Source organism: Mesorhizobium sp. M0870, from assembly GCF_040319775.1.
Classification (GTDB): Bacteria; Pseudomonadota; Alphaproteobacteria; order Rhizobiales; family Rhizobiaceae; genus Mesorhizobium.
In genome coordinates, this window is the sequence record NZ_JAMYOI010000036.1 from 44,010 (window position 1) to 58,442 (window position 14,433).

The 14,433-nt window shown below is 64.3% G+C and carries 12 protein-coding genes; 1 reads left to right on the forward strand and 11 read right to left on the reverse strand.

All coding sequences use genetic code 11. From position 1 onward, the window contains the following. Window positions 1-155: 155 nt before the first annotated feature. The gene (locus NKH97_RS29280) at window positions 156-767 is read right to left on the reverse strand and encodes an NAD(P)-dependent oxidoreductase (RefSeq protein ID WP_352799325.1); all 612 of its coding nucleotides are present in this window, start codon (window positions 765-767) and stop codon (window positions 156-158) included. Between the two features lie 35 nt (window positions 768-802). Then, window positions 803-1,441 carry a DsbA family protein gene (locus NKH97_RS29285; protein WP_352440803.1) on the reverse strand — a complete coding sequence of 213 codons (639 nt, stop codon included), beginning with the start codon at window positions 1,439-1,441 and terminating at the stop codon, window positions 803-805. Between the two features lie 131 nt (window positions 1,442-1,572). Here NKH97_RS29285 and NKH97_RS29290 point away from each other — a divergent pair, with 131 nt between their 5' ends. Next, the gene (locus tag NKH97_RS29290) at window positions 1,573-2,490 is read left to right on the forward strand and encodes a LysR family transcriptional regulator (RefSeq protein ID WP_352440802.1); all 918 of its coding nucleotides are present in this window, start codon (window positions 1,573-1,575) and stop codon (window positions 2,488-2,490) included. A gap of 12 nt (window positions 2,491-2,502) precedes the next feature. On the opposite strand, the gene NKH97_RS29295 is transcribed toward NKH97_RS29290, so the two are convergent. The 9 genes from NKH97_RS29295 to NKH97_RS29335 all read right to left on the reverse strand — a co-directional run bounded on the left by NKH97_RS29295 (window position 2,503) and on the right by NKH97_RS29335 (window position 13,865). Beyond that, window positions 2,503-4,119: a GMC family oxidoreductase gene (locus tag NKH97_RS29295; protein WP_352629598.1), complete on the reverse strand. Its 1,617-nt coding sequence runs from the start codon at window positions 4,117-4,119 to the stop codon at window positions 2,503-2,505. Then, window positions 4,116-5,630 carry an FGGY-family carbohydrate kinase gene (locus NKH97_RS29300; protein ID WP_128304537.1) on the reverse strand — a complete coding sequence of 505 codons (1,515 nt, stop codon included), beginning with the start codon at window positions 5,628-5,630 and terminating at the stop codon, window positions 4,116-4,118. Before NKH97_RS29300 ends, NKH97_RS29295 begins: the two co-directional genes overlap by 4 nt. Before the next feature lie 22 nt (window positions 5,631-5,652). Next, window positions 5,653-6,495, reverse strand: a complete 843-nt coding sequence (locus NKH97_RS29305) for a class I fructose-bisphosphate aldolase (protein WP_352799328.1) — start codon at window positions 6,493-6,495, stop codon at window positions 5,653-5,655. Then, window positions 6,486-8,183 (reverse strand): glycerol-3-phosphate dehydrogenase/oxidase, encoded by a 1,698-nt coding sequence (locus NKH97_RS29310; protein ID WP_352799329.1) that lies wholly within the window; start codon window positions 8,181-8,183, stop codon window positions 6,486-6,488. The genes NKH97_RS29305 and NKH97_RS29310 overlap by 10 nt, the downstream gene beginning before the upstream one ends. A 21-nt stretch (window positions 8,184-8,204) precedes the next feature. Further along, window positions 8,205-9,200 (reverse strand): aldo/keto reductase, encoded by a 996-nt coding sequence (locus NKH97_RS29315; RefSeq protein WP_023812426.1) that lies wholly within the window; start codon window positions 9,198-9,200, stop codon window positions 8,205-8,207. Next, window positions 9,197-10,177 carry a sugar-binding transcriptional regulator gene (locus NKH97_RS29320; RefSeq protein WP_023812425.1) on the reverse strand — a complete coding sequence of 327 codons (981 nt, stop codon included), beginning with the start codon at window positions 10,175-10,177 and terminating at the stop codon, window positions 9,197-9,199. Before NKH97_RS29320 ends, NKH97_RS29315 begins: the two co-directional genes overlap by 4 nt. A 25-nt stretch (window positions 10,178-10,202) precedes the next feature. Continuing rightward, on the reverse strand, window positions 10,203-11,126 hold the full coding sequence (locus NKH97_RS29325; protein ID WP_245270382.1) for an ABC transporter permease: 924 nt from the start codon (window positions 11,124-11,126) through the stop codon (window positions 10,203-10,205). Between the two features lie 76 nt (window positions 11,127-11,202). After that, window positions 11,203-12,738, reverse strand: coding sequence for a sugar ABC transporter ATP-binding protein (locus NKH97_RS29330; RefSeq protein ID WP_352440798.1), 1,536 nt, complete (start codon window positions 12,736-12,738; stop codon window positions 11,203-11,205). A gap of 95 nt (window positions 12,739-12,833) precedes the next feature. Next, window positions 12,834-13,865, reverse strand: coding sequence for a substrate-binding domain-containing protein (locus NKH97_RS29335; protein ID WP_013529471.1), 1,032 nt, complete (start codon window positions 13,863-13,865; stop codon window positions 12,834-12,836). Window positions 13,866-14,433 lie beyond the last annotated feature (568 nt).

Sequence of the window (14,433 nt, forward strand, 5' to 3'; positions counted from 1 at the left end):
CGCAGGCATGACAGCCCAGCATTTGCTTTGCCCAAGGCACCGAGACGGGACGGCGTCGTCACCGATGACCTACCGGGGCGTCGCCGTCCGCGAAATCTTGATGCGGCTGGCGTCGGCCGGCCTCGATTGAGCTCCGGCCGCCACCACCCGTTCGCTCAATAGCCGACGGTGAAGCGCTGCCTGATGTGGGCAGGCTTCTCGATCTCGTCGACCATGACGATCGCGTAGTCCTCGAAGGAAATGCTGCTCCCCTTGTCGGAGGCGAGAAGCGTGTCCTTGCCGAGGCGGAATTTGCCGGTGCGCTCACCAGGCACGAACATGGCGGATGGCGACAGGAACGTCCAATCGAGGTCGCTGACCGTCTTCAATCTGTCGAGAAAGTCGGCGCCCTTCTGCGCTTCTGCCTTGTAGATCGCCGGGAAGTCGGGGCTATCGACCAGCCGCTTGCCCGGTGCGACTTCGAGACTGCCGGCGCCGCCGACGACGAGATAGCGCTTCACGCCGGAGGCCCGCACAGCGGCAATCAGCGTGTCGGCGTCGCTGTCCAGAAAATGCACCGTGCTGATCACCACATCATGGCCGCGGATCAGATCGGCAAGACCCTGCTCGTCGAAGACGTCGCCCTTCCTGGCCGTCACGCGTGGCAGCGCCGCGATCTTTTCCGGGTTGCGCGCAATGCCGGTGACGGTGTGGCCGCGATCGGAGAGTTCTTTGAGAAGGCGCGAACCAACTGCGCCGGATGCACCAATGAGAGCGACTTTTGCCATGTCTTTCAGTTCCCTTGTTGAAGATTTGCTGGGGATCACGCCGCCGCGATATGGGCGACGAGATTGTCGAAGCTGCCGAACAGTGCGTTCGAACCGATGAGCCGGGGCGCATCGTTGCGGATGACCGCCAGCGAAGGCACGCCATCGGCATGCAGGCGCTGTAACAGCGCGCGGCCGCGGCCGACCATCTCGCGGTAGGCCGTCAGCAATGTTTCGGTCGGCGCCTTGAGCATCTCGGCGGCGTCCGCCATGCCGGCGGCGGCGAGCACCTCGGCCACACCGCCGATCGTCACGACATCGCGTCCATCCACGTAGCGCGCCCGCTGGATCGTCTTCAGCGCGGCAAGCCGGCGGCTGGGATCTTCCAGGCCGGCGGCACTGATACCGAGCGTGGCGGCATGCGAGTCGAGCAGGGTTCCGCGGACGCCAAGGACATTGTGCCGGTAGGCCGGTGTGAACACTTGTCCGGTCAGGCGCTCGATGCGCTGGTCGTTCGCCCAGGCATGGGCGGCAAAACCTTCATCCATCGGACGCGCGCCGGCGCCGGAGAACAGGCCGGTCGGCAGCAGTTCGACGTTCAGGCCGGCGGCCGGCAACCGGTCGAGCATCGGGGTGGCGCCATAGCACCAGCCGCAGAGCGGATCGAAAAGATAGGTCACTTCTGAATTGCTCATAGTCGCTGCCATTCCTGTCCGGCCACCGGACTCATCAAGGCCGTCGCTCGTATGTGGCAGACGGCGGCCTTGCGATAAATGGCGCCCAATTATACAAACTGTCTGATCTGATCATACAAAGGGCAGCCAGCTTGGCCGAACTTCTGAACCTCAATCGGCTGGCTTATTTCACCACGGTGATGGAAACCGGCTCGTTCACTGCCGCGGCCGACCGGCTTGGCGTCGCCAAGGCCGTGGTCAGCCATCAGATCGGCAAGCTCGAAGAGGAGCTGGGCGCAACGCTGCTGCAGCGCACGACCCGGCGTGTCACGCCGACCGAAGAGGGTCGCCTCTTTTATGACCGCGCGATGATCATCCTGCGCGAAGCGGAGGCGGCCTATGGCGAAATCTCGCGCGGAGCCGTCGAACCGAGCGGAACGCTGAGGCTCACGGCGCCACTCGACTACGGCACCAAGATGGTGGCTCCGGTCATGGCGGCCTATCTCAGAACCTATCCGCATATGCGCGTCGAGGCGATCTTCGACGACGCCGTCAGCAATCTGGTGGACGAGCAGATCGATCTCGGCATCCGCGTCGGCTGGCTCACCGATTCCTCGAACCAGGCGCGGCGCCTGGGGACGATCCGGCAGATCGTGGTGGCGAGCCCTGGCTTCGCGGCGAGCCTGCCGCCCGACGTGACGCCGCGCCAGGCAAGATCGCTGGCCTGGGTCGGCAACACCCAGTTGCGCGGCATCGGCCAATGGCTGTTTTCCAGGGACGGCGAAACGGTGCTGACCGAACTCAATCCGGTCGTCATGTGCGACAAGAGCCCCGCCGCCCTGGCTTGTGTGCTCGCCGGCATCGGGCTCGGCGTCTTTCCGGACTACAGCGTCAGCGACGATATCGCCGAGGGGCGACTGGTGCCGGTGTTTGCCGACTGGAGCCTGCCGTCAGGCGGCATCCACGCGGTTTTTCCGCCGGCCAGGTTCCGGCCCGCCAAGGTGCGCACCTTCGTCGATCTGCTCGCGGCGGCCGAGAGACGGCGATCGCGCGGTGTTGCCGCGGCCTGAAGCCGATGGCGGTCAGCGGGCCTCTTGCAGGATCATCTCGGCTGCCTTTTCCGCGATCATGACGACCGGCGAGTTGGTGTTGCCCGAGACGATTGTCGGCATGATCGAGGCATCGACCACGCGCAGCCCGCCAAGCCCGTGAACACGCAGGGCCTCGTCGACCACCGCCATCGTATCCGAACCCATCTTGCAGGTGCCGACGGGGTGGAAAATCGTCGTGCCGATATCGCCGGCCTTGCGGATGAGCTCTTCGTCGCTGTCATACTGCGTGCCGGGCAGCATCTCTTCCGGCGCAAAGCGCGCCACCGCCTGTGCCTTCATCAGACTGCGGACATGGCGCAACGACGCGACGGCCACGCTGCGGTCCCCCTCGGTGGAAAGATAGTTCGGGCGGATCTTCGCCGCCTCCCGCGCATCGGCTGAACCCATGTGCACGCTGCCCCGGCTTTCCGGACGCAGATTGCAGACCGAGACGGTGACCGCGGGAAAGCGATGCAGCGGCTCGCCCAGACGGTCGGTGCTCAGCGGCTGCACGTGATATTCGAGATCGGGCGTTGCGAGGCGTGGATCGCTCCTGGCGAAGATGCCGAGCTGGCTCGGCGCCATCGACAGTGGCCCGCTGCGCTTGAGCGCGTATTCCAGCCCCATCGACGCACGGCTGACCAGATTGTGGTAGCGCTGGTTGAGCGTGGCGGTGTTGGCGACCTTGAAGACGGTGCGAATCTGCAAATGGTCCTGCAGGTTTTCTCCAACGCCCGGCAAGGCATGACGAACATCCAGGCCGATGCTCGAAAGCAGGTCGGGGCGGCCCACCCCCGACAGTTCGAGCAGCTTCGGCGAGTTGATGGCACCGGCCGCAAGGATCGTCTGTCCAGCGCGGATCTGGTGTAGGCGGCCGCCTTGGCGGAAAACCAGTCCGGTGACGCGCCGGCCGTCGAATTCGAGCCGTTCGGTCTCCGCGCCGAGCACCACGCGCAGGTTCTTGCGCCCCGCGATGCCGCGCAAAAACGCCTTCGACGTGTTCCAGCGCACGCCCTTCCTTTGGTTGACCTCGAAATAACCCGAGCCTTCATTGGTGCCGGTGTTGAAGTCTTCGGTGCGCGGAATGCCGAGTTCCTCGGCAGCGTCCCGAAAGGCGTCGAGGATCGGCCACGACAGCCGCTGCCGTTCGACCCGCCACTCGCCGCCACCGCCGTGCATGGCACTCTTGCCGCCGTGATAGTCTTCCGATTTGAGGAAATAGGGCAACACGTCGTCCCAGCCCCAGCCGGCATTGCCGGCCTGCCGCCAACCATCATAGTCCGCAGCCTGGCCTCGCATGTAGATCATGCCGTTGATCGATGAACAGCCGCCGAGCACCTTGCCGCGCGGATAGTTGAGGCTGCGTCCATTGAGACCGGCTTCCGGCTCCGTCTTCATCATCCAGTCGGTGCGCGGGTTGCCCATGCAGAAGAGATAGCCGATCGGGATATCGACCCAGTGATAGCGGTCGCTGCCCCCGGCCTCGAGCAGCAGCACATTGTTGCGCGGATCGGCGGAGAGCCGGTTGGCGAGCACGCAGCCGGCGGAGCCGGCCCCGACGATGACGTAGTCGTAACTGCCGAACGGGGACGGTGGAGCTTCGGTCACGTGCGCGCCTGCTGTCCGGCGATGCGCTCCCACATCGGGGTCATCGCCTGGTTGATCTCGCCGTACAGTCGATACCGCCGTGCATACGCGTCGGCAACCGCCTCGTCAGGCACAAAGTGTCGAGCGGCCGCAGTCATGGCGGCGGCACCTGCGCTGTAGTCCGCGAAGATGCCGACCCCGGTGCCCGCCGCGATCGCCGCTCCCAGCGCGCCGGTTTCGCGGCTGCGCGCCACAGTGACGGGCACGCCGAGCACATCGGCGAATATCTGCGGCCAGACGCTGCTGCGCGAGCCGCCGCCAGACAGCACCACCTGGTCGAAATCGGCGCCCGCTTTGTGCAAGGTCTCGACATGGCGCTTGTGCTCGAAGGCGACGCCCTCGAACAGCGCACGAAGCAGATGTGCTCGGCTGTGCCAGCCGGCGATACCGTAGAAGCCGGCGCGCGCATGGCCATTCTGCTGCGAGCCGTACAGGAAGGGATGATAGATCGGGATGTCACTGTTAGGATCGACTGACGCCACCAGTTCGCTGCACAATTCGAACGGCGACTTGCCGGCTTCGCCGCCATGTTCGAGGAATTCGCGAACGATCCATTCGAGATTGGCGGCCGAGGTGGCACTGGATTCGATCGCCAGATAGCGCTGGCGATCGAAAGTCGACAGCATGAAGATCGAAGGGTCGCGGATCGGTTCGTCGGTGATGACCTGGTTGATGCTCCAGGTTCCGGCGATGACCGAGGCGGCACCGGTTCTGGTCACGCCCGAACCGACCGCGCTGGCGACGACATCGAACAGCCCGGCGACGACAGGCGTGCCGGCGCGCAGTCCCGTCAGGGCCGCCACGTCCTCGCTGACATGACCGGCAATGTCGGCCGATTCCAGCACTGGCGGCAGCAGGTCCGCGCAGTCGCCGAGCCCATAGGCGGCAAGCAGGTCCGGCTCGTAACGCCGATCCCGCATCTGCAGCAGGCCGCAGCCCGACATGTCGGAGGTATCGCTGCTGCGCGCACCTGTCAGGCGGTTGACGACGAAATCCTTGCACAGGAAGACGGTGCCGATGCTGGCGAACAAGGCCGGCGAAAAGCGCTTGAGCCAGGCAAGCAGGGTTGGCGTCTGCGCCGCCCACGGCCGTTGCAGGCAATGTGCATAGGTGCGGTCGCCGACATTCTGCTCTGCCCATTCGGCAACGATGCCGACCGCGCGTGTGTCGAGCGACTGGATGCCGATCAATGGCGCACCATCGCGATCGAGCGCGTAGAGCCCGTTGCCATGACCGGCGCAGCCGATGGCAACGATCTCGCGGGCGTCGATACCGGCTTCAGCGATGCATTGGGCGATGACCGAAACCGCGTTGCGCCAGAGTTCGTCGAGGTCGCGTTCGACATGTCCGGGCTTTGGCATGGATGAGCGGCCGTCACGAGCGGCGAATGCCAGTTCGCGGCCGGACAGGTCGAAGAGGATAGCCTTGATGACGGTGTTGCCGGCATCGAGACCGAGGATATAGCTTGCCATTGGCGCCTCCCGAGGCCGCAGCCTATGCCTGGTTGTACAGATCCCAGGCCACGCCGCCATCGGCATCGTCATGAATGATCGCCATCAGCCCGCGCACGACGGCGCTCGGATTGGCATGCTGGTAGATGTTGCGGCCATAGACCATGCCAAGCGCACCCTGTGCCATCAAGGCAGCCGACTTGTCGAACACGGCACGCAGATCCTCCTTGCCGCCACCGCGCACCAGCACCGGGCATCGCGCGGCCTCGACGACGCGGTGGAAGTCGTTGGGATCGGTGGTCGGATCGGCCTTGACGATATCGGCACCCATCTCGCGGGCAAGCCGGGTCAAGGTGACGATCTTTTCGGCATCGCCGTCGACCATGTAGCCGCCATGCTCTGCGACCGGCAGCATGGCCAGCGGCTCGATCATCAGCGGCAGGCCGTATTTCTCGCAATCCGCGCGCACGCGGGCGATGTTCTGCACGCATTGCCGGAACAGGTCCGGCTCGTCGGGCAGCATGAACAGATTGACCACGACGCAAGCCGCATCCATCTCGATGGCGCCAAGCAAGGGCTCGGCTTCGTTCTGCAGCACCGCCCACATCGCTCGGTGGCGTATCCTGTTGTAGGGATTGCCCATGTCGATGCGCATCACCAGCGCCGGCTTGTCCTTGCCAGGCACGGCCTGCAGCAGGTCGGCCTGGCCGTAGTTCATCTGGATGGCGTCGGGGCCGGCCTTGACCAGTTGGTTGACGACGCTTGCCATGTCTTCCAGCCCGGCAAGGAAACTCGGCTCGTGGCAGACGCCGTGATCGATGGCGACGTCGAGACAGCGGCCGCCGCCGAACAGACGGTTCATGCGGACTTTCTTGTTTACGCGCATAGGGCGCTCCTTTGATGCGTCTGGAGGTCGATGCCGTGCCGGTCTGCCAGCAAGGCGAGGAAGGTCGAGCGCTCAGTGGCGGCCTCGCTGGTGCTCCAACCCTTGTGCGCCGCCAGCATGTCGAGAACGGCGTTGACGAGGTCGAAGCTGAGGCCACCCGAAATGGCGATGGTGGTGCGGCGCAGGAACAGGTCGGCAACGCACTCGACCTGCTCGCGCTCGATGATGCGCCCGATCTCGCTTGCCGAATAGTCCGACCGCGGCAGCATCTGTTCGCCTGCCGGATGCGAAACGAAATCCCCGGCCGACGTGCCGTAGCGCTGCAGAAGTGTGTGCGCGCGCTCGACCGGCAGGCCATGCTCGCCAGCGAATGATGCGCACCAGACCTGCGGGTCGGCCGGAAAACCACGGCCGCCACCGATGGCCATGTCCTGCGTGCCCTTGCTGCGCGCGAGGCCGAGCCGCTTCAGCGCCATGTCGGCGGCCAGCGCTCCAAACGAACGGAAGGTGGTCCACTTGCCGCCGATCATGCACAACGTCGCCGGCAGATGCCCGTTCGCTTCCACGAACTCGCAAAAGTGATCGCGCGGTATGCGGCTGGTAAAACTGTCCTCGCTGGCCGGCAAAGGACGCACGCCGGCGAAGCGAAACACGATCTGGTTTTCGGCCACTCTGATTGAGGGAAAAACAAAGGCGAGCGACTGCAGGATGTAGCGCTGCTCGTCCGCCTCGCAACGGACCTTGTCCGGATCGTCGACCCGGATGTCGGTCGAGCCGATCAGCACCTTGCCTAGATAGGGAAACAGGATGCAGATGCGTCCGTCCTCGTTTTCGTAATAGACCATGTGGCCGCCGAGCGCGTCGAACAGTTCGCTGTTGTCGACGATCAGATGCGAGCCCTTGGTACCGCCCATCATCGTCTGCGCCGTCGCCCCGATGGCCTTGTTGGTCAGGTCGATCCAGCCACCGGTGGCGTTGATGACCAGTTGCGCCCGCACCGGCAACTTTTCGCCGGTCAGCGTGTCGGTGATGACAAGGCCGTCGCCGGTCGACGACGCCTGAGCGTAGTTCAGGGCGCGCGCGTTCGCCCCGCTCGTCGTGGCGTCCAGCAGCATCTCCAGGCCGAGGCGCTCGGGCCGGCTCACCCAGGCGTCGTAATAGGTCGCCGAATTGCGGATCGCCGGGTTGATCGCCGGCCATGTCTTCAGGGTTTCGGCGCGGCCCCTGAACCGGTGCGTCGGCATCAAACGCCGTGCAGCGGTGAAAAGGTCATACATGGCAAGCCCGGCTTTGATGACCAGCGCCCCGCGCCGGCTGGGCCGCCGCGTCAGCCCCAGGAAACGCACCGCACCGTTGGCGAGACCGGAGAAAATGTCGAAGACCGGCACCGTCGTCGGCAGCGGAGCCACATAGTGCGGGGCATTCCTCAGCAGCCGGTCGCGTTCGAGCAGCGATTCGCGCACCAGTTTGAATTCGCCGTTTTCGAGGTAGCGCAGGCCGCCATGCACCATGCGCGACAGGGCGGCACTGGCACCACTGCAATAGTCGCCCTTTTCCGCCAGCACGACATCGACCCCTTGCAAGGCCAGTTCGCGAAAGACGCTGATGCCGTTGATGCCGCCACCAATGACGAGCACGGCAATGTCCGGCCGGTCGCGCAGACCGGCGATTGTATGACTACGCTTCATCGGGGCTGTTGCCTTTTTTTCTCAGGCATCCATCGCGGTGAGATGTGCGGCTGCCGCGGCGTCGATTGCCGCAAGCTCGCTTGCGGCAAGCGTGATCTCCCCGGCCCGTGCATTGTCGAGCGCCTGCTCAGGATTGCGTGCGCCGCACAGGGCGAAGGTGATGCCCGGCTGGGCGAGCGTCCAGGCGATGACGATCTGCGCCATCGACGCCTGGTGGCTTTCCGCGATCGGGGCGATTGCCTCTTTCAGCTTTGCGACCTTCTGCCGGTTGGCCGTGGAGAAGCGTGGGTTGTCCTTGCGTTGGTCGTCGCCGCCGAATGTGCGCTCAGGGTCGACCGTGCCGGTAAGTAGCCCCAACCCCAGCGACGAGTAGCTGAGGGTGGCAATGTCATGGCGGCGGGTGATCGGCAGCAGGCTGCTCTCGATGTCGCGGTCGATCATCGAATAGCGCTCCTGGATCGCATCGAGCTGGCCGGCATCGATATACTGGCCAAGATCCTCGGCGCTGATGTTGCTGGCGCCAATGGCGCGGATCTTGCCGGCCGCCTTGAGCTTTTCCAGCGCCGCCATCGTCTCGGCGATCGGGGTCGTCGGATCCTGCCAATGGGTGATGTAGAGGTCGATGTAGTCGGTGCCCAGACGCCGCAGGCTCTGCTCGACCTCATAGGCGATGCCATCGGCGCCGAGATAGCGATGCACAGGCTTGTCGTCCTGATCGAAGAAATGGCCGCCCTTGCCCGAATGCCAGTTCAACCCGCATTTGGTCGCGATCACCACTTTGTCGCGCTTGCCCTTGATGGCGGTGCCGACGATCGCCTCGCTGCGGCCAAGACCGTAGGCCGGCGCTGTGTCGATCAGGCTGAGGCCGGCATCGATCGAGGCTTCGATCGCCTTGACCGACTCCTTCTCGTCGGTGCCGCCCCACATCCACCCGCCAATCGCCCAGGTGCCCAGGCCTACAGCCGACGCCGATATGCCGGACTTGCCGATCTGCCGCTGGATCTGTCGAGAATTCATGCTACCTCCTGTTCGGCCAGCTCGAGGATCTGGAGCCCCGTGGCCTCGTCCGTGACGATGGTGTCGAGATGGTTGCCGCGCAGGGCGGCGAGGATCGGCGCGACCTTGCTGGGGCCGCTTGCAATGCCGATCGAGCGCGGGATGGTCGCGAACTCGTCAAGCGTCAACGAGACCAGCGAACGGTTGAGCGAGTAGTTGCAAAGCTTGCCCTGGCGGTCGATGAGATGAGCGAGCAGCTCGCCTGTCGCCCCGGACTTCTCGATCGCCTGGCGATCGGCATTCGAGGACGGATGCAGGTCGTAGTAGCTGGAATCGTCGGTCAGGATGGAGCCGACACCCACCACCGCGACATCCGCCTCGCGCGCCTTGCGAAACACGTCGGCGACGGAGCTGATGCCCATCAGCATTTCGCGCTGCTGCGCGGTGTCGGCAAACAGCGGCGCATGGATCTGGTAAGCGCGGCCGCCGAGCTTGTCGGCCATCAGCGAGGCGACGTGGTTGACGTCGGTATAGTGCTTGCCCTGCACCAGGCCGGTTGCGGGAATGATCTCGACGTCGTATCGGCGCCCCGGCTTGAGACCGGCGACCAGCGCGCTGACGCCCTTGCCGCCGGTGATCGAGATCGTGTCGCCGTCCTTGATGGTGTCGAGCAGCAGCCCAGCCGCCGCCTCGCCGACCCGCTGCAGGGCCGTGTGCGGATTTTCGGAAACCGACGGCACCACCATCGCCCGCTCGATGCCGCCCAGCGCAACCAGCCGCGCTTCCAGGTCGACCAGATGGTCGATCGGCGACTTGATCTTGATCTCGACGAGGCCGAGCTGGTGGCCGCGCTTGATCAGCCGGTTGACCGTCGCGTGCGAGAGGCCGAGTTCCCCGGCGATCTCGGCCTGGGTCTTGCCTTCGATATAATGCAGGACAAGCGCCTGGTGCATCTGACGAACAGCGGCGATGTCGTCTCGGGTGTTGGGAGGGGCCATGGTCTTGCTTCGCCGCCTTTGAGGTTCAGGACTTCTTGCGGTGCAGGAAGTGATCGATCGACACCGCCGCCAGCAGGATGCATCCCTTGATCATGTCCTGCCAATAGACCGAGACATCGAGCAGGATAAGCGAGCTCGTCACCACCGACAGCAACGCCATGCCGAGGATCGCTCCGAAGATGGTGCCCGAGCCGCCATTCAGCGAGGCGCCGCCGATGACGGCCGCGGCGATGATGTTGAGCTCCATGCCGGCGCCGAAGGTCGGCGTCGCCGCGCCAAAGCGCGCCATGTAGATCACACCGGCCAGTCCAGCGAGGGTCGAGCACAGCACCGTGACCCAGAACTTCACCTGATTGGTCCTGATGCCGGAGAACTGCGCGGCCTTCTCGTTGGAGCCGGTGTAGAAAACCTTTCGGAAGGCCGTGGCGCGGCGCAGCAGGAAGTCGAAGATCGCCACCACGACGACGAAGATCAGGATGACATAGGGGATGTTGTTGAAACTGCCCTGGCCGATGGCCTTGAAGGCCGGCGGCAGGGTGAACAGCGACAGCGGCGTGCCCTTGGTGACGACCAGGCACATGCCGCGCACGATGACCATGGCGGCCAGCGACGTGATGAAATGATTGAGGCCTATCACCGTGACGAAGAAGCCCATCGCCGCGCCGATCAGCGCGCTGACGCCTATGCCGATCAGGCTTGCCGTCCAGGGGTCGAGGCCGGCGAGGAACAGCGCACCCGAGACCACCATCGAGAAACATACGACCGAGCCGACGGAAAGGTCGATGCCGCCGACGATGAGCAGGATCGTCATGCCGACGACGACGATCCCTTCGATGGAGAAGCTCATCAGCATGGCGCGGAAATTGCCCCATGTCAGGAAGTGCGGCGAGGCGAAGCTCATGGCGATGCACAGCGCCAGGATGATGACGATCAGCCCGGCCTCGCGCATCGAGGCGAGCTGAGCGAAATTGATGCGCCGCCCGGCGGCCTTGATCTCGGCGTGCACGAGCGCTTCTCCTGATTCCCTAGGCGACATTCTGGGCCTGCCTTTGATTTGAACTATCCTGAACGCCAGAGGCGAGCATGATGATGGCTTCCTCGCCGAGCTCGTCGGCGGTGAGTTCGCCGGCGATCCTGCCTTCGCGCACCACGAGAACGCGGTCGCACAAGCCAATCAGCTCCGGCAGTTCCGACGAGATGACGATGACGCCGACACCGCTGCCGGCAAGCTGGCGCAGCAGCCGGTGGATCTCGACCTTGGCGCCGACATCGATTCCGCGCGTCGGCTCGTCCATGATGATGACCTTGGGACTGACGGACAGCTGCCTGGCGATGGCGACCTTCTGCTGGTTGCCACCGCTCAGCGTCGAGACGGCGGCCTCGATGCCGGCCATGCGCACGCCGAGCCTGCCGGTCAGTTCCCTCGCCTGACGATCCTCGGCCTTGCGGTCGAGCAGGCCGAGGCGCCCGGTGAGCCGGCCGAGGTCGAGCGCGGAGATGTTCGCCGCGATCGGCAGATCGAGGAATACGCCGGAGCCTTTGCGATCCTCAGAGAGATAGACCAGTCCCGCCTTGACCGCATCGCCATAGCCGCGTAGCCGGAGCTGCTTTCCGTCGAGCGCGACGGTTCCAGAGGTCATTGGCCTGAGGCCGCAGACCGTCTGTGCGATCTCGCTGCGACCGGCGCCGATCAGGCCGCCTATGCCCAGGATTTCGCCGGCGCGAAGCTGCAGATCGACGTCGGCGAAGCGGCGCCCATCGGAAAGCCCCTCGACCGAGAGGAGCAGACGCCCAAGCTCTTGCGGCGCCAGCTTGTCGGGATAGAGCTGGGTGATTTCGCGGCCCACCATCTTGCGCACGACATCGTCCGGTGAGACGGCGGCGACCTGATCGGTCGCCACGTAGCGGCCGTCGCGGAAGACGGTGACGCGGTCGCAGAGCGAGAATATCTCGGCCATGCGGTGGCTGATATAGACCACCGAAATGCCACGTTCCTTGAGCCCGCGCACGATCGAGAACAGGCGCTGCGCTTCGCTTTCGGTCAGCGCCGCGGTCGGCTCATCAAGCATCAGCACCTTGCAGTCGAGCGTCAGCGCCTTGGCGATCTCGACAAGCTGCTGGTTGGAAATGGAGAGGTCGGCGACCCTGGTACGCACCGGAATGGGTGCGAGAAGATCCATCACTTTCTGGGCGTCGGCGTAGAGCTTCTGGAAATTCATCAGCGGCGCGCGCCGGCTGTTGATCGCGGCCATGTAGATGTTTTCGGCAACGGTGGCGTCCTGACACAGCGCGATTTCCTGGTGGACAAGCGCAATGCCGAGGCGTTGGGCGGCCGCGGGCGAGTGGATCGAAACACGCTCACCATCGATCAGGATGTCGCCCTCGTCGGGCTGCAATACACCGGCGATCATGTTCATCAGCGTCGACTTGCCGGCGCCGTTCTCGCCGCACAGCGCATGGATTTCGCCGCGCCGCAGCTCGAACTGGACATCGCTCAGCGCCTTGACCGGGCCAAACGCCTTGGACAGGCCGCGGATTTCAAGAATGGGCGCCTGGGTCACGCCATGCTCCTGCGATGCTTGCGGGGAGGAAGGAGGCCGAAGCCTCCTTCCCGGTTGGTCCGGCCTTCCCGAGGCCGGGGCGGTGAGAATCGAGGCTATTCCTCGATGCCCTTGGTGCCGCGACGCTTGAGGTACTTGTCCCAGTAGAAGTCGTCCGCATTGTCCTTGGAGACGATGGAGAAGCCATTGTCGACGAAGGGCACGCTCATCGGGTTGAAGCCCGAACGCTTGGCGTCGTTCATCGGGTCGATCAGGCCGGGATGCTTGGCCATCCACAACAGCATGAAGCCCATATAGCCCTGCATGCCCTGGTTTGGATTGACCGATCCGAAGATCTCGCCGGCCTTGATCATGTCGAGGATCTTGGCATTAACGTCGGCGAGCATGACGCGGATCTTGCCACCGCCTTCCTTGGCGGCCTGGGCAGCGCCGATGGCCGAGTTGGCCTCCGGCATGAACACGGCGCCAAGATCAGGATGCGCCTGCGCCAGGCTCAGAACCGCCTGATAGGCCTTGGTCGGATCCTGGTTCGAAGCGGCGCGGCCGACGAGCTTCATGTCAGGCCATTTGGCTTCCATGCGGGCAACGAACGCGTTGACGCGCTTGTCGTGGTTGTCCTGGCCGGGATTCTCCAGCACCGCATATTCGCCCTTGCCGTCCATCGCCTTGGCAACGGCGTCGGCGGCATAGGTGCCTTCGGCATTGTTGTCGGAGGTGATGTAGGAAACGCGCTTGGAATTCGGCGAGTCGGCGGCGAAGGTCACCACCGCGGTGCCCTGTTCGATGGCGCGATTGATCGGCTCGATGAACGGATCGGAATTCATCGGGTGTACCAGTATGCCGGCAGGCTTCTGCGCCAGCGCCTGGTCGAAGGTCGCGATCTGCTTGTTGACGTCGTATTCCGGCGTACCCGTATAGGCGGTCTCGCAGCCGAACTGCTGGCCGGCCTGCTTGAACATTTCATAGACCGGGAACCAGTATTCGACGCCCGAGACCATGACGTTCATGACGTATTTTTCACCCGGCTCGCATTTGAACGGGTTGGGGGTTTCGGCGCGTACCTGCATCGACCCAAAGCAGGTCGATGCAGCCGCCGCGATTGCGAGCGTGCTCAGAAATTTGCGCAAGTTTCCTCCCTTGGCCGAAGCCATCCTCAATGACCGTCGCAGACGCTCAGCGAGCGCTGCCGTATGGATTTGATGATGCCGACCTTCCTCCGAAAGCCGACGATCGGGACATTACAGCCTCGGCGCATGTTGTCAATATAATTCACATATTGAAATATATTTCACGACCTCCTTCGGGGACCTATACGCTCCGATCGACGAAGCTGGTCGCGGGCCGCCAAGGTGCCGTACGGGCTAGGCAGGGCCTTTCCGGCCTTTGGCCGCGAACCGCGGAGAGTGTGGTTAGAGTATCGGCACCCAGGAGCTCGCGTGGTGCCCTCCCGCCGGCCGCGTCTTTATCGCGTGAAGCCACGATCTTGTCTTTGATAGCATCTATTCCGGGCGCGGCGTGACGCTCTCCATGTCGCTTAGCCAAGAAGTCTGCTGCTGCGTCGGCTTACGGCAGCCTTCGGACCATCCGGCGTATTCCGAGAAGCTTCGGCAGTCCCCCGAATGCGAACGGCCCGCTGGCTGGTGCCTGGGGGACTGTTGCTTGGTGGAGATTGGTTTGCGGGGGACGGGATTGGGT